Below are 20,123 nucleotides of genomic sequence, written 5' to 3'. Positions count from 1 at the left end.
GGGCGCATTCGGCACCCCTCATGGTTGTATTTGCCACCCATCTCGACTCGATGCCACCGGAGGACGGTACGAACGCCATGAGCACACCCCAGACCCCCGCCGCAGCGCCCACCCTGGGGCACTCGCTCAAGCACCTCGCCCTCCACCTGATCACCCCGCTGCTGATGTGCCTCGGCATGGCGCTCGCCTACCAGGGAGCCTTCCACCAGCCCGAGCCGCACCACCTGAAGGTCGCCGTGGTCGGCACCACCCCGCAGGCGCGGGGCCTGGCAGAGGCGATCCAGGCCAAGGCCGGGGCGGCGGTCGACGTCCGCACCCTGCCCGACCGGGCGGCCGCCGAGCAGCAGATCCGCGACCGCGACCTGGTGGGGGCCTTCCTCCCGGATGCCAGGAGCCCCGAACTGCTCGTCGCCAAGGGGAACTCGGACACCTCGGCGGTGGCCGCCACGGCGGTGTTCGGCAACGTCACCGACCGGCAGGGCGTGCCGCTGCACGTCACCGACCTCACCATCCCGGCCGAGGGCGACCCGACCGGCCAGGGCCTGTTCTTCCTGCTGGTCGCGCTGAGCATCGGCTCCTACGCCAGCGTCGCCGTGATCGGCGCGGCCGGCGCCGGGCTGAGCATGCGGATCCGGGCGCTGGTCGGCGTGGCGGTGTCGCTGGTGGTGAGCGTGATCGGGATCGTCACCGCCGGACCGGTCTTCCACGTGGTCGACCACGACCTGGCCGCGGTGTGGGCGCTCGGCTGGCTCTACTCGGCGGGCGTCGTCCTGATCGGCATCGGCCTGCACAGCTTCCTGAAGAAGTGGACCACCCTGGCCCTGATGGTGCTGTTCGTGATGCTGAACTTCACCAGCTCCGGCGGCGTCTTCCGGCCCGAGCTGCAGAACGGCTTCTTCGGCGCGCTGCACGGCTTCTGGACCGGCGCCGGCTTCCTGGAGGGCGCGCGCAGCATCCTGTACTTCGACGGCGGCGCGGGCCTCGGCGGGCACGTCGTGACCCTGGTGGTCTGGCTGCTGCTGGGCGGGGCCGCGCTGGTGGCCGCCGCGCTCTACGAGGGGCGCGGGCGCCGGGCGGTGGAGGGCCCGGTGGAGGCCGAGGAGGAGATGGCGGAGGCGGTCGCGGTCTGACCGCACCGCACGCGAGTGCTTCACCCGCCGTCGAGGGCATCGGCACCGGGTGGGGACCGGCGGCCCGCGCCCGGCTCTGGACAGGCCGGACGCGGGCCGGTTTCGCGGCTCAGGTTCGTGAGTCCGGGCTCATGGCTCAGGTTCCGTACCTCAGGTTCCGTGACTCAGGTTCCGTGGCTTCGGGTTCATGGCTCAGGGTTCATGGCTCCGGGCTCAGGGCGCGCTGTCGGGGCGCCCGTCGTCCGGGACGCGGCCGAAGGCGGCGACGGGGATTCCTCCAGGGGTGAGGGTCACCGGGCGTCCCCGGCGGGGGCCGTCGCGTCGCCGGACGGGGCGTCGCCGCGCAGGTGCGGGCGGGCCAGCAGCAGGTAGAGCCCGCCGGCCGCGAGCACCGCCGCGGCCGAGAGCAGCACGAGGTAGTCGTCGTACCAGGCGGCGTCCGGGGTGCGGCCCCAGCAGATGTTGACGATCGCGGCGAGCCCGTACACCAGCGCGCCGATGTTCACCGCCAGGCCCCAGCGGCCGAGCCGGAAGTCCCCGCTCGGGCGCCAGCCGCGCAGCCGGGCGCGCAGGGCGGCCAGCACCACCATCTGGAAGGCCAGGTAGATGCCGATGCTGGAGAAGGAGATGATCTTCGTCAGGGCGCCCTCGGAGAGCGCCGAGGCGCCGACGATGATCACGCCCGGCAGCGCCGCCGCGAGCAGCAGCGCGTACGGCGGCACCCGCAGGCGGTCCGAGACGGTGGCGAGCAGCCGGCTGCCCACGATCATCCGGTCCCGGGCGAAGGAGTACGCCAGCCGGCTCGCCGCCGCCTGGAGGCTCAGCACGCAGGACAGGAAGGAGATCAGCACCACGCCGATCACCACCCGGGCGCCGGTGGCGCCGAACGCGTCGTGCAGCACCGAGGCCACCGGGTCCTTGTCGTCGCCGGAGACCACCGCGCCGATGTCCTGGATCGACATCACCAGCGCCAGGCTGACGCCGATCGCCGCCGCGCCGCCGACGTACAGGGTGCGCCGCATCGACTTGGGGATCTGTCGACCGGGGTTCGGCACCTCCTCGGCGACGTCGCCGCACGCCTCGAAGCCGAAGAAGAGGAAGACCGCGATCAGCCCGGCGGCCAGGAAGGCGTCGGTGTACGAGCCGCCGTCGCCCGCGCCGAAGCGGTCGAAGACCACGCCGAGCCCGTGGTAGCGGTGGGTCAGCAGCAGCCAGGCGCCGACCGCCAGGGCGCCCAGCAGCTCGGCGGCGAAGCCGAACACGGCCGCCGCCGACAGCACCTTGGTGCCGCCCAGGTTGATCACGGTGGCCAGCAGCAGCAGGCCGAGCGCGCACCAGACGGTCGTCGCGGTGCTCGGTTCGACGCCCAGCAGCGCGGCCACGTACGGGCCGGCGCCGTAGGAGACCGCCGCGATGGTGGACATCAGCGCCAGCAGGTACACCCAGCCGGTCAGCCAGCCCCAGGTGCGGCCCCAGAGCCGGCGCGCCCACGGGTACACCCCGCCCGCCACCGGGAACTGGGCGACCACCTCGCTGAACACCAGCGCCACCAGCAACTGGCCGACCCCGGCGATCAGGAAGCTCCACACCATCGGCGGGCCGGCGGTCGCGAGGGAGGAGGCGAAGAGTGTGTACACGCCGACGACCGGGGAGAGGTAGGTGAAGCCGAGGGCGAAGTTCGCCCAGAGGCTCATGTCGCGTTTGAACTCGGAGGCGTAGCCGAGGGCGGCCAGCCGTGCGGCGTCGGCGTCGGCGCCGATGTCGGGGCCCTGAGGGGGGAGGGGGTCGGTCGGGGAGGTGGCACGTGCGCTGGCATCGGTCATGACCTGCTCCTGCTCCTGGGAACGTGGCGTGACGCGTGAGGGCTTACCGGGGGTGGTGCTCGGACCGGGATCGCGGGAAAACATACGAGATCGGGTTTCTACCGGCAAGGGTGCGTGCCCGACCGGGGGTACCCTGCCGGAAGCACCCAGTCCGACGGTGATCGAGGAGAGGGTCGGCGTGGCGACGATCGGGAGCGCGACCCCGCTGCTCAGCGCCGTCCTCGCGCCGCTGACCGACCTCGGCCGCGCCGATGCCGTGGCCCGTCGGATCAGCGAGGCGATCGCCCTCGGCCTGGTCGCCGACGGGGATCAACTGCCCAGCGAGAACGACCTCTCCGACCAGCTCGGCGTCGCCAACGGCACCGTCCGCGAGGCGCTCGCCCTGCTCCGCGAGGCCGACCTGATCGAGACCCGGCGCGGCCGCAACGGCGGCAGCTTCGTCCGCACCCCCGCCGAGGGCTCCGAACGCCTCCAGCTCGCCCGGCTGCGCGACCTCGCCACCGTCGACCTGCGTGACCTCGGCGACGAGGAACTGGCCGTCTCCGGCACCACCGCCCGGCTCGCCGCCGAACGCGCCCCCACCGACCTCGCGCCCCGGCTCACCCGGCTGGTGCACGACCTGCGCGACGCCGCCGGGCCCGCCGAACAGCGCCGCGCCGACGCCCGCTTCCACATCGAACTCGCCGTCGCCGCCCAGTCCGTGCGCCTCGCCCGGCTCGCCGTCCGGCTCCAGGCCGAACTCGGGCCGCTGCTCTGGCTGCCCGCACCGCACGGCCCCGACCAGGAACGGTTCGCCGAGCAGCACCGGGAGATCCTGGTCGCCGTCCTGGCCGGCGACGCGGCCGGGGCCCGGGCCGCCGCCGAGGTGCACACCGTCGCCTGCGTGCACCACCTGGTGCGGGGGCACCTCCGGCTGGCGGACGAACGGCTGGCGGACGAACGGCTGACGGCTGACGGGTGAGGGGTGACGGGAGGCTCGGATATGACCTGCACTCCTGGATGTATCAGTCCCGCCGTGGTGCGGGCGGCCGGGTGAAGCAGCAGTCGCCGCAGACCCCGGCGCCCGGCCCCACCCGGTAGTACAGGCAGCAGCTGGTCCGCCGGAAGGCGGCGCCGTGCGGACCGGTCCGCAGCGTCCCGGTACCGGCCAGCGGCGGGCGCGCGAGCAGCTCCGCGACCAACGCCCTTGCGGGGACCGGCGCGTGGGCGTCCAGGACCCGCAGCGTACCGGCCAGGGCGGAGGCGGCGTTGCCCGTCAGCAGCCGGGCGGAGAGCGGGGCGGCGGACCGCACCGCCGCCGCCAGCGGCTCCAACTGGCCCACCAGGACGGCCTCGTACAGCTGGTCGGCGAGCGGGAGCGAAGTGGGGAGCGAAGTGGACGACGGAGCGGGGACCGGGGGCTCCGGCGGCGTCCAGAGGTCGAGCGGCCCCTGGTCCGGGATCCGTACCCAGGCGTGCTCCAGCGTCGGGACCGTACCCAGCAGGACGGCCGCCCCGAGGCCCACCGACCAGAACCGGGCGGCCAGTCCGAGGTGCAGGATCGACGCGGCGACCCGGGGCTCGGCGGTGCCGAGCCGCTGCGCCACCACCCGGATCCGCCGGGCCAGCGGCGCGTCCGGCCCGGTGCCGTACAGCTCGGGCAGCGGCCGGAAGCCCGGGGGCGGCCCCGCGCCGGGCGTGGCGGGGGTGTCGAGCGCGAAGTACGGGCCGACGGCGGCGAGTCGGCCGTAGTCGGGGCGGTCGGCGCTTCCTTTGCCGTCGGTGGGGCGGTCGACGGGCATCGGGCGGGCCTCCAGGGCGTTCAGGGTGTTCAGGCGTTCGGTGTGATCGGCGTGATCGGTGCGTTCGGGCGCGCGGAGGAACGGTACCGCGCCCGGCGGGGTGGCGGCCGGTGAGCGCGCCACCCCGCCGGGCGCGGCCGGGGTCAGCGTCCCCGGCCGCCGCCGCGGGCGCCGCGCGGGCGGGTGAGGGTGAAGCGGTCGACGGGGACGAGGTCTCCGTACGGGCCGCTGACGGAGTAGTACGTGACGTCGATGGTGGTCCGGCCGCCGCGCTCGCCCGGGTCGACCTCGAAGGCGGCGAAGCCGTACGGGTTGTCGGCGTCGCGGAAGGCCGACCAGGGGGCGTCCTCGATCACGTACTGCGGGGGTCGCTTGCCGGTGGCCGGGTCGACGGCGCCGACGCCGGTGATGACGCGGGCCTTGGCGGGTTCGAAGAAGAGGCCGTTGGAGGGGGCGGAGGTGCCGCCGCCGCCGATCACCATGTGGACGGTGCCCCGGGTGGTGTCGATGGTCCGGGTGTCGGTGGCGACCGGGACGGGGGTGCGGGTGTCGGTCTGCTGCTGGCCGCGGATCGGGTGCGAGCGCTCGTAGTGGTGCTCGTGGCCGCAGACCACCAGGTCGACGCCGTACTTGTCGAACAGCGGCACCCAGGTCTCGCGGATGCCGAGGTCGGCGCCGTTGAACTTGTCGGCGGTGGAGATGACGACCTGGTGCATGCAGACCACGATCCAGTCGATCTCGGGGTTCGCGTTGGCGGCGGCCAACTCCCGTTCCAGCCAGCGCTGCTGGGCACCGCCGGAGTAGCCGTGGACATAGGAGTCGCCGGCGTCCTGGTAGGCGACGTCGTCGTTGTTGAGGCTGATGACGCGGACCGCGCCGGCGGTGAACGCGTACCAGAGGCCGTGCAGTTCGTCGTCGGAGCCGGACGGGGGGAGGTCGAAGTAGGCCTGGTAGGCGCCGTAGCCGGTCGGGCCGTTGCCGCGCTCGTTCTCGTGGTTGCCGGCGGCGGGCATCCAGGGGCGGTGGCGGGCGGAGCGGGTGTTGTTCTCGAACCAGTCGGACCAGGTGCGGACCCGGTCGGTGGCGAGGTTGGCGTAGCAGAGGTCCCCGTTGACGAGGTGGAACAGCGGGGCGATCCGCTCGACTCCGGCGGTGGTGTCGCCGGCGGCGGGGCTGCCCAGGTTGTCGTTGGCGTAGCCGTTGGCGGTCTTCTTGCCGAGGGTGGGGGTGCCCTGGTCGCCGAAGCTGGTGAAGGTGAAGGCGGCCCGGCCACGCGGGGCGGTGCGGACGGTGCCGAGCTCCGGCGTGGCGCCGTCGTGGACGGCGGCGTACACGTAGTCCGTGTCGGGGCGCAGGCCGCTCAGCCGGGCGTGGTGGATCTGGACCTCGGTGCCGGACTTGGCGTCCCGGTAGGTGCTGGTGTCGGCCTGCACGCTGCGGCCGAAACCGCCGTTCGAAGTGCCGTACCGGACCCGGGGGTTGCCGACCGAGGCGGTGGTGTGCCAGGAGACCACGACCTCGCGCGAGGCGTCCGAGCCGAACTGGAGGTGCAGCCCGGCGACGCGCGGGGCGCCGGAGCGGTCCGGCCGCTCCAGCAGCAGCGGGGAGGCGGCGGCGGGCGTGGCCGCGATGCCGGAGAGGGAGACGGCGCCGCCGAGACCGAGACCGGTGGCGCCGGCCAGGATGCCGCGCCGGCTGACGGGCGGATGTTCACTGGAAGCGTTCATGGCCGCCAGCCTCACCGGGCGTCGGTGAACCGCGCCGGGGCCGCGACGTGAACTTCCCGCCGGGCCGCATCGGCGGCGGACGGGGAGAGCCGGGTCGAGCCGGGTCGGCATCGCCGTCCAGGCCCGGGAGATGGGCGACCCGGTGCCGCGGTGACGGCTGCCGCGGCGGTGGGCCCCGCGGGCACGGGCGCCGCCGTGGCGGGCCCTGTCGCGACGGACGCGTCCACGGAGCCGAGGGGGCGCTCCGTGGACGCGGGGAACCTACGAGGCGGGGGTGGCCTCCGGACATCGTGTCCTCCGGCCGGCAGTTCGATCGTCGACCGAGGTAGTACCAGTGGCAGACCCTGATCCGTCTCGATCTGTCACCACTGCCTCCTGCGGTCGAACTCCTTCAGCTGCCTCGCAGGTCCACCTCCCATCATGCGCTTCCCACGCCGTGTGCACCAGGGGTCAACCGCCCGAAATCGGACGGATTTCGCAAGTCGGGAGGTTCGGGGCGGTGCTACGGCTTCGGCCAGCCGTCGACGAAGGAGAGCGTGCGGTGGTACGGCCCGTCGGGCCCGGTGCTGCGGTAGTCCTCGGTGCTGGTGCCGGTGCGGACGGTGGAGTCGCCGTCGTGGCGGCGGGCGGTGGGGCGCAGGGTGTGGTCGACGGTCGAGCGCTCGGTGACGTGGCCGCCGGTGGCTGCGGTGGTCTCGCGGTGGTAGCCGAGGTCCATGGCGGTGCTCTGGTCGGTGTTGCCGGCGGCGTCGTGGGTGACGCGGTAGGCGACGTCCAGCGGTTCGCCCTCGCGCACGGTGGTGGTGCGGTGCGGGCCGCCGCCCCAGGTGGCGGTGGTGCGGGTGAGGTCGGTGCGGTTGTGCAGGGTCACGTCGTTGCCGCTGTCGCGCAGCTGCTGGGCGGAGCGGAAGGCGAGGTCGTCGCGGACCTCGGTGGTGATCCGGCCGTGCGAGGTCTGGACCCAGCCGCGGGCGAGGTCGTGCCGGCCGGCGGTGACGGTCCAGTCGCCGCTGCCGCCGCCGTGGTCGGTGAGCCGGGTGTCGGCGGCGGCCTCGGGGGCGACCCGGTGGTCGGTGAGCCGCCCGGTGGTGCGGGCGGCGCCGTGGTCGACGTCGGCGAAGAGGTTGACCTGGCCGGTCCAGGTGTCGTTGTTCTGCGCCTCGGTGGCGTTCACCGCGATGCCGACGGTGTGCGGGCGGCCGTCGAGCAGCAGTCCGACGTAGGGGGTGAGGTCGAGCCGGTAGGCGGGCAGGTCGAAGGCGAAGACGCCGGGGACGGGCCGCCAGAGCAGCGGGTCCCACCCGCCGGTGTAGATGACGGGGTAGGGCCAGACCGCGCCGGCCGTCCGCCCGTCGACGGTGAGCCGCAGTTCGCGGAACGGGCCCTTGCCGCAGGAGCCGAGGCCGGGGTTGGCGCTGACGAAGGCGTCGGGCGCGGAGGCGTAGGCGAACTCCTCGCAGGCGCCGCCGCCCCGGGTGTAGACCTCGGCGGTGAGGCGTTCGAGGTTCTGCGGGAAGGTGAGTTCGCGGGTGGCGGCGGGGGCGGCCTGGGTGAGCGCGAACGGCCCGGTGGTGAGCAGGCGGTCGGCGGCGCGGGCGGCCGGCCAGTGGTCGTTCGCGGTGTAGAAGGTGACGCTGGCGCTGATGGTGAAGACGCCGGTGTAGGTGGCGTCGGTGACGTTGGCGAGGTCGAGGGAGAACGGCTGCGGGCCGGCGGCGAACAGCGGGGCGTAGCGGGTGAGATCGTGCTCCAGCTTCCATTCGATGCCGTCCTTGGACGGCTCGGGGGTGGAGGACAGCAGCACCTGGACGCCGCCGACGCGGGCGCTGAAGATGCGGTCGAACTGCCGCCCGGCGACCTGCCCGTGGAGGTCCAGGACCACTGCCGACCAGGGCCCGGCGCAGTCGGCGGGCGGGGTGAGGGTGGTGGTGTACGGGGTGTCGGGCGGGTTGCCGTACCCGTTGCGGAACTGCTGGTCGTGCATCACCTCGACGGTGCAGGAGCGGGTGTCGGGGCGGGTGAGCGGCCGGGTGACGGTGACCGGGTCGTGGTAGTCGGTGCCGAAGTCGGCGTGGGCGGGGGCGGCGGCGGTGAGGGTGCCGGCGAGGGTCAGGGCGGCGGCGCCGAGGAGGCGGGCGGCGCGGCGAAGCAGCGGGCGGACGGCCAAGGCTGGTCCCCAGGGGTCGGGCGGCCGGCGGGCGCTGCCGCGGGCCGGGTGGGCGGTCCGGGCATCCTTTCGGCGGTGGCATGCCAGCGTCAAGGATTCGCCCGAGGGGCGCTTGGAGTGCCCGGCGTGACCCGTCACGAGTGGCCGGGTCCTGTCCGGCCGGTCCGGGCCCGGCAAGATCGGCCGGGTCCTAGTCGGCCTCCAGGGCCGCCGCCTCCTGGCGGATCAGGTCGCGCAGGGTGGCCAGCCGGGGCCGGCGGTCGTCCAGCCGCCACTGCATCTCCAGCGGCAGGGTGGCCCGGCCGTCCAGCCGGACGGTGGCCACGTCCTCGGTGAGGTGGCCGGTCATCGAGCCGGGCACCAGCGAGAACGCGCGGTTGCGGGCGAGCAGGTAGAGCCGGGAGCCGACGATCCGCGGCGGGCTGACCAGCACCGGCGGGTCGACGCCGTGGTCCGCGCACAGGCCGAGCACGTGGTCGTAGTAGCGCGGGTGCTGCTCGCGCGGCCACAGCAGCAGCGGCAGGTCGCGCAGTTCGCCGAGGCGCACGCTCGTCCGGCCGGCCAGCGGGTGGTCCCGGCCGAGGGCGACCCGCACCGGCTCGTCGGCGATCCGCTCCAACCGGTAGCCGGCCACCTCGTCGAGGAAGCGGCCGAGGCCGATGTCGGCGAGTTCGGCGGCCAGCGCGGTGGAGACCTGGCCGGTGTCGACGGCGACCTCGGCGGTGGTGAGTGCGGGCAGCTCCTGTTCGGCGCGGCTGACCACGGCGGGCAGCAGCCGGTTCACCACGCTGGGGGAGGCGACGATCCGGGCCGTCCCCAGCCGGGACTCCTCGTGCAGCCGCACCCGGGCCAGCAGCGTCTCGGCGTGCCCGAGCAGCCGGGCGCTCTCGGCGGCCATCACCTCGCCGGCCTCGGTCAGCGCCACCGAGCGGCGGCTGCGGTCGAACAGCTCGACACCGACGGTCCGCTCCAGCCGGGCGACCTCCTGGCTGACCGTCGGCTGGGAGATGTGCAGCCGTTCGGCGGCCCGTCCGAAGTGCAGTGTCTCGGCGACGGTGAGGAAGACCTCAAGCTGACGCAAGGTGAAGCCCATGGCCCAAGCCTAAGCCAACTCATAGGTCTCAGCCTATGGAAAGCCCCAGGACTCATTCTGGATTCCGATGCGAACCGTCCATACGCTGAGCGACACGTTGCCCCACCGCAGTGGCATCTCAACAGAGAGATCCGACCATGACCGGACTGCCCCCCAGCACCCCCGAAGCCGCCGGCTCCGCGCCGGACACCCGTTCCGCGCGGGCCATCCACGTCTCCGCGGAGGTCGCGCAGGCCGTGGCCGACGGCCGGCCCGTGGTCGCGCTGGAATCGACCATCTTCACCCACGGCCTGCCGCGCCCCCGCAACCTGGCCGTCGCGCTGGAGGCCGAGCGACAGCTGCGCGAGGCGGGCGTCGTCCCGGCGACCATCGGCGTGCACGCGGGCGTGCCCACGGTCGGTCTGAGCACCGAGCAGATCACCGAACTGTCCGCGACGGATGGCCTGGACAAGGTGAGCCTGCGCGACCTGCCGGTGGTCGCCGCGCTCGGCCGCCACGGCGGCACCACCGTCGCCGCCACCGCCTTCCTCGCCCACCGGGCAGGCATCCGGGTGTTCTCCACCGGCGGCCTCGGCGGCGTCCACTTCGGCGCCTCCGAGAGCTTCGACGAGTCGGCCGACATGACCACCCTGGCCGCCACGCCGGTCACCGTGATCAGCGCGGGCGTGAAGTCGATCCTCGACATCCGGGCCACCCTGGAGCGCTTCGAGACCTTCAACATCCCGGTCATCGGCTACCGCACCCGCAAGTACCCCGGCTTCTACGTCACCGACTCCGGACACGAGATCAACTTCAGCGTCGAGTCGCCCGAGGAGGCCGCGCGGCTGATCGAGGCCCGCGACCGCCTCGCCCTGCCGCAGGCCGTCCTGATCGCCAACCCGGTGGACCCCGCCAAGCAGCTGCCGCCGGAGGAGCTCGACGGCATCCTGGAGCGCGCCTGGGCCGAGGCCGAGCGCCAGGGCGTCACCGGCAACGCCTCCACGCCGTTCCTGCTCGACCACATCCAGCGCGACACCCACGGCCGCAGCCTGGAGGTCAACGTCGAGGTCTACCGGGGCAACGTCCGGCTCGGCGGCCAGATCGCGACCGCGCTGGCGGCCGCCGCCCGCAGCGGGGCCTGACCCGTGCTGGGGGTGCTCGGCGACCTCGTCGAGGACATCGTCGTCTGGGTCGACGGCCCGCTGCGGCACGGCACCGACTCCAGCGCCCAGGTCTTCCGGCGGCGCGGCGGCAGCGCGGCGAACGTGGCGAGCTTCGCCGCCGGTCAGTACCCGGCCCGGTTCATCGGCTGCGTCGGCGCCGACCCGGTCGGGGACGGCATCGTCGCCGAGCTGACCGGGCACGGCGTGGACGTACGGGTCGCCCGGCGCGGCCAGACCGGCAGCATCGTGGTCCTGATCGACCAGACCGGCGAACGGACCATGCTGCCCGACCGCGGCGCGGCCAAGCTGCTGGACCGGGTGCCGGACGAGTGGCTGGCCGGCCTGACCCACCTGCACGTGCCCGCCTACTCCTTCGACGGCGATCCGGTCGGCCGCTCCGCGGTGGACGCGCTGGCGCGGGTCCGGCGGGCGGGCGGCACCACCTCGGTGGACGCCTCCTCGACCGGCATGCTGGAGCAGTACGGGCGGGAGCGCTTCCTCGCCCTGCTGGCCGAGTTGGCGCCGACCTTCGTGTTCGCCAACCGGTCCGAGGCGGAGTACCTGGGCCTGCTGGTGGGCGGGCGGCCGGGACCGGAGCGGGCCCGGCTGGCGGCCACCACCGTGGTCACCAAGGCGGGCGCCGAGGCGACCACCGTCGACGTGCCCGGGGACGCGCCGTTCACGGTGCCCGTGCCGCCGGTGAGCGAGGTGCGCGACCTCACCGGCGCGGGGGACGCCTTCGCGGCAGGATTCCTGGCCGGCTTCCTGGAGGCCGGTGACCTGCATCTGGCCGCCGGACTCGGGCACCGCAGCGCGGCCCGGGTGCTGGCCACGCCGGGGGCCTCGTTCGCGGAGCAGTGACCGCAGGGCTGTATCGGGGTGGGCTCGGGGCGGCGTCGAGCTGACCGTACGGTGGGCGGCCCCGAGCGCGGGGGCCGCCCGCCGGGTGCCCGGTGGGCCGCTCAGCGCAGCGAGTCCTTGCGGAGGAAACGCTTCAGCCGCTGCCACGGCCAGGTGTTGATCACGTCCTCGGCGGTGAGCCAGCCGCGCTGCGCCGTGCCGATGCCGAAGCGCGGATAGGCGAGCTGCCCGGTGGCGTGGGCGTCGCTGTCGATCGCGAAGCGGACGCCGTGCCGCTTCGCCCGCAGGACGTCCTCGTCGCGCAGGTCGAGCCGCTGCGGGGAACTGTTGATCTCGATCGCGGTGCCGGTGCGCGCGGCGGCCGCGAACACCGCGTCCAGGTCGACGTCGATCGGGCCGCGGCGGCCGATCCTCCGGGTGGTGAGGTGGCCGATGACGTGCACGTGCGGATTCTCGCAGGCGCGGATCAGCCGGCGGGTCTGGGCGGCCCGGTCGGCGGTGAAGTGCGAGTGCACGGAGGCCACGCAGACGTCGAAGCCGGCCAGGAACCCGGGCGGCCAGTCCACCCCGCCGTCCGGGCCGATGTTCAGCTCGGTGCCGTGCAGGAGGCGCAGCTTCCGGTGGCGGTCGGCGAGTCGGCGCAGCTGCTCGCGCTGGGCGAGCATCTTCTCGTCCGTCATCCGCTGCATCACCAGGTCCGGGGCGTGGTCGGTGACGGCGTAGTAGGAGTAGCCGCGGGCGGCCGCGGTGTCGATCATCTCCTCCAGGGTGGCCAGGCCGTCGGTCAGGTCGGTGTGCGTGTGCAGGTCGCCGCGCAGATCCGACTCCTGGACCAGGTCGGGGAGTTCACCGCGCAGGGCGGCCTCGATCTCGCCCCGGTCCTCGCGCAGCGGCGGCGCGATCCACGGCAGGCCGAGTGCCGCGTACACCTCGTCCTCGGTCGCGGACGCCACCTTGGCGCCGCCGGCGCCTTCGCCGTCCGCCGCCTCGCCGTCCGCCCCCTCGGCGGCGGTTCGGAACAGGCCGTACTCCGAGAGCTTCAGCCCGGCCCGGACGGCCATCGTGCGCAGCCTGATGTTGTGCGCCTTCGACCCGGTGAAGTAGACGAGTGCCGCGCCCCAGTCCTCCTCCGGGACGACCCGCAGGTCCACCTGCACACCCCCGGTGGTGCGCACCGAGGTCTTGGTCGGACCGCTCACGATCACCTCGGCCACGTACGGGAGTCCGGTGAGCGCGGCCATCAGCGGGGCGGAGTCGGCGGCCGTCGCCAGCACGTCGACGTCGCCGACCGTCTCGCGCATCCGGCGCAGCGACCCCGCGTACGCGCAGCGGGTGCAGCCGGGCACGGCGGACAGCGCGGCGACGAGCTGCTCGGCCAGTTCGGTGGCCGCGTCGAGCAGCGTGCGGCCGCCGGAGCGCCGCAGCAACTCGATGCCGTGCAGGATCTTCTCGCCGCTGCGCTCGCCGAAGCCCGCCACGCCGGACAGCCGGTCGGAGCGGACCGCCTCGGCCAGGTCGTCGACGGAGGCGATGCCCAGGTCGCGGTGGAGGGCGAGGGCGCGTTTGGGGCCGACACCGGGCACGGCCGTCATCTCCCGTACCCCGGACGGGACTTCGGCGCGCAGGGTCTCCAGGGCGGCGATCCGTCCGGTGGAGAGGTACTCGGCGACCTTCTCGGCGGTGGACTTCCCGACGCCGGGGATCTGCTGCAGGCCCTTGACGTCCAGGCCGGCGACGTCCTCGGAGTGGCCGCCCACCGCGCGGGCGGCCTTCTCGTAGGCCCGCGCCCGGAAGGCGTCCCCGCCGGTGATGTTGATCAGGTCGGCGTACTCCTGGAGCAGCTCCCGCACCTGGTCGTTGAGCCGGGGCATGGGGCCAGTCTAGGGGGGTCTCCGGGCTCCGGCCCGGGCGGCGGACCTCCGGGCGGGCGAAGGGAGTTCGTGAGGCCCGGCCCCGCGCCGGCGGCGCCGCGTCGCGGGCCCCGGATGGGCCGGTGGCCGGGCCTGCCCCGCCGGTCGGCGGGTGTGGCACCGGCCGACCGGCGGGGGTGGTGCCCGGTTCGCGTCCCGGAGCCGGATTGTCACCCGAACGAGTGAGGTGCAGGCTGACAGCAGGGCCTGGGAAGCGGCCCGCGCCGGTCGGCCGCGGCACTGATGACGGCCGCCGGCGATGCGCGAGGGGCAGGGCGATGGCAAGCGGGAAGCTCTGGGGCTATGTCGCATCGGGGGCCAGGGCGCTCGGCGCCCTCGGCGGGCCGGGTGGCCCCGGCCGCACGGGCGGGCCCGGCGGCGCGGTGGCGGGCGAGGAACCGGGACCGCTCCGACCGGGCGAGATGGCAGGGCCCCGGGCGCTGTCCCGGCCGGAACTGGAGCGCGTCGAGTGGACCGGCCGGCAGGCCGGCTGCGAGCCGCAGGCGCGGCACGCCCAGGTGGCCGAGGTGGTCCGCAAGGTGGTGCGCGGCGGCGGCCGGGCGGCGGCGGTGACGACCCGGCTGGCGCCGGGGCTGCCGGTGGTGGCCGCGGATGCCCGGCGGCTGGAGGCCGCGCTCGCCGGCCTGGTCGACCACGCGATCCGGCGCAACCCGCCCGGCGGGCGGGTGCTGGTCCGCGCCGAGGTGGCGGGCGGGCCGGGCGCGGCCGCGACGGCCCTGCGGGCGGCCGGGTTGAGCGGGGCGGCGCGACCGCGCGGGCGGGTGGAGATCCGGGTGGCCGACCGGGGGTCGTCCGAGCTGCCCGGGGCGCGGGAGTGGCTGCTTGCGGGCGCCCGCGCCGACGGGCCGGTCGGGCCCGCCGTGCACAGCCTGGTGCTGGCGGCGGGCGGGCGGCTGGCGGTGGAGGCCACGCCGGGCGGCGGGTTGACGGTGGTGCTGCTGCTGGTGGTCGCGCACGACTGACGGACGACTGACGAACGGCTGGCGGACGGCTCCCAGGGCTCCGCTCTTCACCGCAAAGACTTCTTCGCAAAAAACCCTTTGCAAAGATGTCTTTGCGGTTCTACGCTCCTGCCATGACCGATGAACGCGGCTGGATGCACAGCGATGACCCGCACATCGTCCTCACGGCCAAGGGCATGCGGGCGATGGCCCACCCCGTGCGTATGCAGGTGGTCGGGCTGCTGCGCAAGCACGGCCCCTCCACGGCGACCAGGCTTGCCGAGCAGTTGGGGCTCAACTCCGGGGCGACCAGCTACCACCTCCGCCAGCTCGCCGCCGCGGGCTTCGTCGAGGAGGATCCCGAGCGCGGGAACGCCCGTGAGCGGTGGTGGCGTTCGGCCCACAAGTTCACCGTCTGGACGGGTGACGACATGGCCGACGAGGAGCCCGACACGGCCGTCGGCTTCCTCCGGTCCGTCCTCACCGCCCACGCCCTGGTCGCACAGCGGTCGGTCGACGCCTTCGAGACGATGCCGCGGGAGTGGCGCAAGGCGGTCGGCCTCAGCGACGTGCTGTTGCAGCTCACCCCCGAGGAGGCCGAGCAACTGGCCGCTGATCTGTCCGCGGTGGTGCGGCGCTACCGCGCGCTGGATGCGGAGGGGCCGGCCCCGGAGGGCACCGAGCGGGTCTCCGTGGTCGTCCACGTGCTGCCCGACGCGAGCGTCGGCGCCGACGCTGGCACCGACAGCGACAGCGACACCGACACTGGTGAGGCGGGGTCCCGATGACCACCGTCGCCGACGCACCCGCGCGCAGCCTCCGGCCGTTAGTCGGGGTGCTCTCCGCGATGGCCGTCTCCATCACCGGGACGCGTGTCTCGGCCATCGCCCTGCCCTGGTTCGTCCTGGCCACCACCGGCAGCGCCACCATGACCGGCCTGGTCGCCTTCGCCGAGATGGCGCCGTACGTGCTGGTCAAGGCGCTGACCGGGCCGCTGGTCGACCGGCTCGGGCCGCGGGTGGTGTCCTGGACGACGGACTTGGTGAGCGCCGTCGCGGCCGGGCTGGTCCCGCTGCTGCACGCCCTGGGGCTGCTGCCGTTCGGGGTGCTGCTGGCGATGGTCGCGGTGATCGGCGCGATGCGCGGCCCGGGGGATCTGGCCAAGTCGGTCATGGTCCCGGAGGCCGCCGACCGCGCCCGGGTGCCGATGGAGCGCGCCACCGGTCTCTCCGGCGTCACCGAACGGCTGGCCTCCACGGTCGGCCCGGCGGTCGGTGGCGGCCTGGTCGCGCTGATGGGCCCGCTGGCCGGGCTGGCGCTCAACGCCGCCACCTTCGCCCTGGGGTCCCTCGTCATCGCCTTCGCCCTGCCGCGCGGGATGGGGCGCGCGGCAACCCCGGCACCCGCTGCCGAGCAGGCCGCCGAGGCCGAGGCCGGAGCCGAGTCCGGGGCCGGGGCCGAACCGGCGGGTTACTGGCGGATGTTCCGCGAGGGCTTCACCTTCCTGCGCTCCGACCCGCTGCTGCTCACGGTGACGGTGCTGGTCGGCATCACCAACCTGCTCGACGCCGGGTTCATCACGGTCCTCCTGCCGGTCTGGGCGCGGGAGTCGGGGAACGGCCCGGCCGCCATCGGCCTGACCGGCACCGCCGGGGGGATCACGGCGGTCGTCGGCAGCCTGATCGCGGCGGCCATCGCCCACCGGCTGCCCCGCCGGACGGTGTTCTTCGCCGGCTACCTGCTCGTCGGGGCCCCGCGCTTCCTGGTGCTCGCGTGCGGCGCGCCGCTGTGGGTGGTGCTCACGGTCTTCGCGGTCGGCGGCTTCGGCGGCGGTTTCCTCAACCCGATCCTCGGCGCGGTGCTCTTCGAGCGGGTGCCCCGCCACCTGCTCGGCCGCGTCCACGCCCTCGGCGACTCCCTCGCCTGGGCCGGTATCCCGCTCGGCGGCCTGCTGGCCGGCGCAGCGGTCGGCCTCGTCGGGCTGATACCCACCCTGATCGCGGGCGGCGCCGTCTACTTCGCCTCCACCAACCTGGCCGGGTTGCGGCCGGAGTGGCGCGAGATGGACCGCCGGCGCGGCCGGACGGGTACCGCCGACGAGGCGAAGCCCGAGCCGGGGACAGAGCCCGAGCCCGAGCCTGCGCCCGCGCCGGTCCCGGCACGCCCGTAGGCCTGTCGCGCAGGGGCGGCGAGGCGAGCGTGCGGCCGGAACCCGTCGGTCAGAACCAGTCCGTCAGAACCAGCCGGTCAGAACCAGTGCAGGCAGTGCGGGGCGCGCTCGGCGCCGAAGAGGGCGTCGGCGAGGGCGGCCGCGCCCGGGCGGTGGGCCCGGATGTGCCCGGCCCGCACGAGCGTGCTCGGGGTGGTGCCGCCGAGGTAGACCGAGCCCAGGTCGCTCACGTCCAGGGACAGGTCGGGCTCCCGGTCCGTCGGGACGCACTCGGCCTTCCCGTCCCGGACGGTCAGCAGATAGCGGCCGTGCTCGCCGAGGAACGGGTCGTCGACGTCGAGGACGAGCTCGCCGTCCACGAACCAGCCGCGCGAGGTCAGCGCCCGCGGGACGTCCAGCAGCCGCACCCAGAGCCAGTCGGTGCTGCTGCTCCCCTCGCCGGCGTTGAAGTCCGCGAGCTGCCAGCGCAGCGGGTGGTCGGACGGAACGTGCTTGAACACGACCTGCGAGACCAGGTCGTGTTCGAGCGCGAACCGGGCCAGGGCCGTGGCGACGGCGTCGTCGGTGGCGATGGTCTCGTCGACCGTCAAGGTGCCGTCGTCGAGCGAGTAGCTGGCGTAGCCGTCCGGGACACCGCTGGCATCCCGGTGGACGGCGACGTAGCGCGAGGCCGAGGAGACCGGGGGCCGGCCCGCGCCCAAGGCCCACCAGCGGTGCGGCCGGGACAGCGCGCCGGGCTGCGTGCGGCGGTACCGGTCGTAGACCGCTTCCAGGATCTCGCCGCACTCGGCCCGCCGCAGCAGCTCGATCGAGCCGGCGCCCGGGCCGGGCGCCGCGGTGTCGGCCGTTCCGCGCGCCCGGGGGAGGGCGAAGGCGGCCCGGTGGCGCGGCACCGTCAGCCGCTGCGTGTAGGTCGCCGGTCCGTAGCCGAACCTGCGGTAGATCACGGCCTCGGAGGCCAGCAGCACGGAGAGGAACTCCCCGCGGGCCCGGAACCCGGCGAGCTGGCGCCGCATCATCGCGGTGAGCACGCCCTGGCGCCGGTGCGAGGGCAGGACGCCGACGCCGGTCACCCCGCTGGTGGGGACGATGGCCTCACCGGGCAGGGTGAGCTCGAAGGTGTACGCGCCGGCGGTGCCGACGGGCCGCCCCTCCGCCGTCACGGCGAGCAGGTTGCGGTCTATCTCGGCCGCCGACCACCAGAGCCCGCCGCCGTCGGTCGGGGTTTCCGGGAAGAGCCCGAACGCGGCATGGAGCGTGTCGACGTAGACGTCGAGGTCCTGATCGGTTGTCGGACGGATCTCCATCGCTGCCGTTTCCTCCCCTGGATGACGACGGCACCACGGCTCGGGTGCCCCGCCACAGTGCAGCGTCGACCCGTGGCCCGGTCAAGCGAATTACGGTCCGGCGCCGGTGGTCAGGCCGGACCGTCTCCCGGACGGCCTCCGGGGCCTTCCTCGGGCCGCTCGTCCTGCGGTGGCGCCCCGACGCTCTCCAGGGTTTCGCGGACGCTGCCCGGCATCGCCGGGTGGCGGCCGATCACGATCACCCCGACCACGATGGCCAGCAGTCCGGCGCACTGCCAGGCCAGCGCACCCGGCGTCACCCGCAGCCGGTCGCCGAGGAAGCCGACCGCGCAGGCGATCCCGGACAGCGGCTGGGCGGCGGTCAGCGCCGGCAGGGACATCCGCAGCGGCGCGGCCTCGAAGGCGCTCTGCACCAGCAGCAGCCCGACCACGCCCGCCGCCACCACCGCGTACGGCTGCCAACTGCGCAGCACCGCGTCCAGCCCGCTGTGGTCGAGGCGCTGCGTGGTGGTGCGGGTCAGCGCGTCCTGGAGGCCGTAGAGCAGGCCGGCGGCGAGGGCCAGCAGGGTGGCCTCCTCGAACAGCGGCAGCCGCCGGGCCAACGAGACCAGGAGCAGGGTCAGCCCGACCACCGTGCCGACCACCAGCCAGTGCCGCAGTTCCCCGGCGGGCGCACCGCCGCCGGTGGGCCGCCCGGCCACGATGAACGCCGTCACCCCGAGGCCGAGCAGCAGCACCCCGGCCCAGCCCGAGCGGCCGAGGGTTTGGCGGGTGAGCACCCGGGAGAGCGCCATGGCGAACAGCAGGTTGGTCGCGAGCAGCGGCTCGACGAGCGACACCTCGCCCTGGTTGAGGGCGAGCGCGGACAGGATCAGTCCGCACACCATGAACCCGGTGCCGAGCAGCCACTCGGGCATCCGCATCAGGTCCAGGAGCAGCCGCCAGTGCAGCAGGTCGGCACGGGGCGCCCGCTGCGCCGCGTGCTGCTGGAGGACGAAGCCGAGGCCCAGGCAGCAGGCGGCACTGAGGGCGAGGAGGAAGACCGCCACGGAGGGACCACCCGGTTGTCACTGCCCGCGCCGCGCCGGCGGGTCCGGGTTCGGTCGGCGGTCGCGGCGCGCTTCCGTCAGCGTACCGCCGGGGCGGCGACGCGGCCCGGCCGGCGGCGGAGAGCAGCCGGGGCCGGGAGATCCGGGGCGGGCGAGCCGGTTCCGGGGCCGGGTCCGCAGCCCCGGGCCGGGCCCGCTTGCCGCCACCGGCCGGACGGGCGCACGCTGGTGTGAGCGGCCGCCACGGCTCACCGTCCGTGCCGGTCCGGACAGGCGCGAGGGGGCCGCTGCCAGGAGGTGTGGCATGCACAACCAGTGGGACGTGGAGCTGAGCTTCGAGGAAGACGGAGTGCACACGGCGTGCGAGGCCAGGCTGATCGGTGCGCGGGCGCCGGGCTTGCGCGCCCACGGGGAGTCGATGAAGAGCACGGACGACCGCCCGCTCGCCAGGATCGGTGAGGAGGTCGCGGCCTCCAGAGCCCTGGAGGAGCTGTCCCGCAAGCTGCGGGCGCAGGCCACCGGGGAGATCGACGACGAAGGACACCGCCCGGGGTACCTGATCTACTGACCCCCGCCCCCGTCGGCCGTCCCGCCCCCGCACGGGACGGCGCGGGACCATATGGGCGTCAGAACCAGGTCTCGCCGTAGTGCGGCCCGGGGTGGTCCTCGCGCAGCAGGCAGATGTCGGGGTCGCGCGGCGGCTCCGGACCCTCGTACGGGCCGACGGCCGGGCAGCGCGGCCCGACCTCGACCAGGTACTCGGGCCAGGACGCCCAGTGCAGGTCGTAGCCCACGCCCTGGACCAGCGCGGAATGGGTGCCGCCGTGCCCGCCGGCGAGGTCGCAGCGCAGGCGCGGATCGATCAGGAAGGCACCGCGCGGAACGGTGTTGTAGTGGTCCACGTCCGCCTGCGGCAGCGTGACGACGGACGGACAGTGGTGGAACTCTGCGGAACGAAGGTCCGGTTGGCTCATGGGCGCCAGCATTCCACCGGGAGTCCG

The 20,123-nt window shown here is 74.5% G+C and carries 17 protein-coding genes; 8 read left to right on the top strand and 9 right to left on the bottom strand.

Annotation, left to right across the window (positions count from 1 at the left end; translation table 11 throughout):
* Positions 1-77 precede the first annotated feature (77 nt).
* Positions 78-1,130, top strand: coding sequence for a hypothetical protein (locus ACIQVZ_RS12355; protein ID WP_402449227.1), 1,053 nt, complete (start codon positions 78-80; stop codon positions 1,128-1,130).
* 290 nt (positions 1,131-1,420) lie between these two features.
* Here the strand turns inward: ACIQVZ_RS12355 and ACIQVZ_RS12350 are convergent, their stop codons facing one another.
* The gene (locus tag ACIQVZ_RS12350) at positions 1,421-2,953 is read right to left on the bottom strand and encodes an APC family permease (protein ID WP_402449224.1); all 1,533 of its coding nucleotides are present in this window, start codon (positions 2,951-2,953) and stop codon (positions 1,421-1,423) included.
* Positions 2,954-3,131: 178 nt separating this feature from the next.
* Here ACIQVZ_RS12350 and ACIQVZ_RS12345 point away from each other — a divergent pair, with 178 nt between their 5' ends.
* A complete protein-coding gene (locus tag ACIQVZ_RS12345; protein ID WP_402449223.1) occupies positions 3,132-3,914 on the top strand; it encodes a FadR/GntR family transcriptional regulator in 783 nt (260 codons plus the stop codon).
* 43 nt (positions 3,915-3,957) lie between these two features.
* Here the strand turns inward: ACIQVZ_RS12345 and ACIQVZ_RS12340 are convergent, their stop codons facing one another.
* The 4 genes from ACIQVZ_RS12340 to ACIQVZ_RS12325 form a co-directional block, all read right to left on the bottom strand.
* Complete coding sequence (locus ACIQVZ_RS12340) at positions 3,958-4,734, bottom strand: (2Fe-2S)-binding protein (protein ID WP_402449464.1); 777 nt, start codon at positions 4,732-4,734, stop codon at positions 3,958-3,960.
* Between the two features lie 143 nt (positions 4,735-4,877).
* Positions 4,878-6,461 carry a metallophosphoesterase family protein gene (locus ACIQVZ_RS12335; protein WP_350879062.1) on the bottom strand — a complete coding sequence of 528 codons (1,584 nt, stop codon included), beginning with the start codon at positions 6,459-6,461 and terminating at the stop codon, positions 4,878-4,880.
* 502 nt (positions 6,462-6,963) lie between these two features.
* Entirely contained in the window at positions 6,964-8,628 is a 1,665-nt protein-coding gene (locus ACIQVZ_RS12330; protein WP_402449221.1) for a peptide-N4-asparagine amidase, read from the bottom strand.
* A gap of 190 nt (positions 8,629-8,818) precedes the next feature.
* Positions 8,819-9,721: a LysR family transcriptional regulator gene (locus ACIQVZ_RS12325; RefSeq protein WP_350879065.1), complete on the bottom strand. Its 903-nt coding sequence runs from the start codon at positions 9,719-9,721 to the stop codon at positions 8,819-8,821.
* A 137-nt stretch (positions 9,722-9,858) separates the two neighbouring features.
* Here ACIQVZ_RS12325 and ACIQVZ_RS12320 point away from each other — a divergent pair, with 137 nt between their 5' ends.
* Both ACIQVZ_RS12320 and ACIQVZ_RS12315 read left to right on the top strand, forming a co-directional pair.
* On the top strand, positions 9,859-10,842 hold the full coding sequence (locus tag ACIQVZ_RS12320) for a pseudouridine-5'-phosphate glycosidase (protein WP_402449218.1): 984 nt from the start codon (positions 9,859-9,861) through the stop codon (positions 10,840-10,842).
* Positions 10,843-10,845: 3 nt separating this feature from the next.
* Positions 10,846-11,724: a PfkB family carbohydrate kinase gene (locus ACIQVZ_RS12315; protein WP_350879067.1), complete on the top strand. Its 879-nt coding sequence runs from the start codon at positions 10,846-10,848 to the stop codon at positions 11,722-11,724.
* 101 nt (positions 11,725-11,825) lie between these two features.
* On the opposite strand, the gene polX is transcribed toward ACIQVZ_RS12315, so the two are convergent.
* Entirely contained in the window at positions 11,826-13,595 is a 1,770-nt protein-coding gene (gene polX / locus ACIQVZ_RS12310; RefSeq protein ID WP_402449215.1) for a DNA polymerase/3'-5' exonuclease PolX, read from the bottom strand.
* Positions 13,596-13,912: 317 nt separating this feature from the next.
* On the opposite strand from polX, the gene ACIQVZ_RS12305 reads away from it, so the two are divergent.
* The 3 genes from ACIQVZ_RS12305 to ACIQVZ_RS12295 all read left to right on the top strand — a co-directional run bounded on the left by ACIQVZ_RS12305 (position 13,913) and on the right by ACIQVZ_RS12295 (position 16,766).
* Positions 13,913-14,617: a hypothetical protein gene (locus ACIQVZ_RS12305; RefSeq protein WP_402449213.1), complete on the top strand. Its 705-nt coding sequence runs from the start codon at positions 13,913-13,915 to the stop codon at positions 14,615-14,617.
* Between the two features lie 113 nt (positions 14,618-14,730).
* The gene (locus ACIQVZ_RS12300) at positions 14,731-15,384 is read left to right on the top strand and encodes an ArsR/SmtB family transcription factor (RefSeq protein ID WP_402449212.1); all 654 of its coding nucleotides are present in this window, start codon (positions 14,731-14,733) and stop codon (positions 15,382-15,384) included.
* A complete protein-coding gene (locus ACIQVZ_RS12295) occupies positions 15,381-16,766 on the top strand; it encodes an MFS transporter (protein WP_402449210.1) in 1,386 nt (461 codons plus the stop codon). The genes ACIQVZ_RS12300 and ACIQVZ_RS12295 overlap by 4 nt, the downstream gene beginning before the upstream one ends.
* A gap of 77 nt (positions 16,767-16,843) precedes the next feature.
* On the opposite strand, the gene ACIQVZ_RS12290 is transcribed toward ACIQVZ_RS12295, so the two are convergent.
* On the bottom strand, positions 16,844-18,073 hold the full coding sequence (locus ACIQVZ_RS12290; protein ID WP_402449208.1) for a GNAT family N-acetyltransferase: 1,230 nt from the start codon (positions 18,071-18,073) through the stop codon (positions 16,844-16,846).
* A gap of 110 nt (positions 18,074-18,183) precedes the next feature.
* Positions 18,184-19,122: a DMT family transporter gene (locus ACIQVZ_RS12285; RefSeq protein WP_402449206.1), complete on the bottom strand. Its 939-nt coding sequence runs from the start codon at positions 19,120-19,122 to the stop codon at positions 18,184-18,186.
* A 304-nt stretch (positions 19,123-19,426) separates the two neighbouring features.
* On the opposite strand from ACIQVZ_RS12285, the gene ACIQVZ_RS12280 reads away from it, so the two are divergent.
* Positions 19,427-19,690: a dsRBD fold-containing protein gene (locus tag ACIQVZ_RS12280; RefSeq protein ID WP_350879075.1), complete on the top strand. Its 264-nt coding sequence runs from the start codon at positions 19,427-19,429 to the stop codon at positions 19,688-19,690.
* Positions 19,691-19,748: 58 nt separating this feature from the next.
* Here the strand turns inward: ACIQVZ_RS12280 and ACIQVZ_RS12275 are convergent, their stop codons facing one another.
* Entirely contained in the window at positions 19,749-20,096 is a 348-nt protein-coding gene (locus ACIQVZ_RS12275; protein WP_350879076.1) for a hypothetical protein, read from the bottom strand.
* Between the last annotated feature and the right edge of the window lie 27 nt (positions 20,097-20,123).

This window comes from Kitasatospora sp. NPDC098663, assembly GCF_044760075.1.
GTDB lineage: Bacteria > Actinomycetota > Actinomycetes > Streptomycetales > Streptomycetaceae > Kitasatospora.
Note: the sequence above shows the minus strand (reverse complement) of the source record. Positions and strands in the feature narration are given on the sequence as shown.